Source organism: Parabacteroides sp. AF21-43 (assembly GCF_003635435.1).
GTDB lineage: Bacteria > Bacteroidota > Bacteroidia > Bacteroidales > Tannerellaceae > Parabacteroides > Parabacteroides distasonis.
This window is the reverse complement of sequence record NZ_QTMG01000001.1, coordinates 406,544-408,004: the sequence shown is the minus strand read 5'-3', so window position 1 is coordinate 408,004 and position 1,461 is coordinate 406,544. Positions and strand designations below refer to the sequence as shown.

The window sequence follows — 1,461 nt, the reverse complement described above, 5'->3', positions numbered from 1 at the left end:
TGACTATGCCTAAATTTACTTCACAGATTTTACTGTTATTTTCTAAGGTACTTCACATCTTAGAGAACCTTCTCCTGAAAAACTTCACAGGGTTGAAAGTTGTTTCCTGAACCGGTTCACAGCGGCAAAAATACCGTTTTTCTTTTTCCATGCAAAACAACCATGAAAAAACCACTGCGGAGGAAGCCTCGCGGCTGGAGGCGCAAAGCCTCCATTGAGCGATCACATACAAGTCAGAGCTTCTCGGAACCTGACAGGTGGGAGCATGTCCCTGTTGCTCCTATGCGGTCTCCTATTGTTGTAGAAGTCTATGATCCTCGCCAACAAATCCCTTGCGGCCACCACGTCCGGGGGGCGTTTCATCCTGTAGAGCCATTCCTGCTTGATGATGCCGTTGACCCGCTCGGCGATCGCGTTGTCGGTAGGCTTGTAGTCCTCCGTCATGCTGATCGTGGCTTTAATGGCCTGTAGACGATCAATATATTGATTACAACAATATTGAACGCCGCGGTCGGAGTGGTGGATCAGTCCATCGAACCCCAGGGGTGACACGTGCGAGATACCCATCTCCAGAGCCGTCACGGTATTGGAGGCGACCAGGCTGTCGGAAAGGACCCAGCCTATGATCTCATGCGTGAACGCGTCCGTCAGGAGATGCAGGTAGGCCACGCCCTCATCGGTGTCGATATAGGTGATGTCGGCCACCCACAATTGGTTGATCCTGTTGACGGTCAATCCCTTGATCATGTTCTTGTACTTCCTGTAAGGATGGTTGGAGCTTGTCGTGTGACGGCGCTTCCCGGGCTTCAGCATCAGGTGTGACTCATGCATCAGCCCGTAGAACCAATCCCGGCCACGCATCCCGTCCGGATAGAGTTCCTTGAGCATCAGGTACAGCTTGTACGCCCCGATGCCCGGAGCCTCATGCCGGATATCCCTCACGGTGTCAAGTATCTCTTTCTCTGACAATTCCCTGCGCATACGTTTCTCCTTGCTCACGGAGTAATAACCTTCTCTTGTCTTGCCAAACAGCCCGCTCAGGCTACCGATCGATTCCTTGGGATGCCTGAGCCGAAGGTTGTCTACCGCTTGGCGCCAGCTTTTTTTAGCAGGTCGATGCCATATTGTTCCCGACCGATCTTAAGAAGCTCATGCAGAGCCTCATTGCGCAACTCTGAGTAGGCCAACGCCTTGCGTAGGCGCAAGTTCTCCTCCCGGAGCCTCTCGCTCTCCGTTTGGGGACCGGTCGCCTTGGATGATTCGGATTTCTTTCGTGCCATATATACCTGATGCTCTAACTCTGTCAGATCGGACGGTAAAGATAGCGTTTTTGACTCAAAATAACGTTCCCAGCGACTAAATGTCACGTAATCAACCGAATATTTCTTACATAGGCTGTACTTGGTTGAGCCACTCTCATAATACTCCTTCAGCATACGGAGCTTGAACTCCATGCTGTAA

General features: G+C 51.4%; 2 protein-coding genes. Both read right to left on the bottom strand.

Annotated features, from left to right (window positions below; translation table 11 throughout):
* Nucleotides 1-222: 222 nt before the first annotated feature.
* Complete coding sequence (locus tag DWX84_RS01825) at nucleotides 223-1,050, bottom strand: IS3 family transposase (RefSeq protein ID WP_232054504.1); 828 nt, start codon at nucleotides 1,048-1,050, stop codon at nucleotides 223-225.
* A gap of 32 nt (nucleotides 1,051-1,082) precedes the next feature.
* Nucleotides 1,083-1,461 (bottom strand): transposase (locus DWX84_RS01820; protein WP_122377399.1); only part of this gene is annotated, 379 nt, incomplete at its 5' end.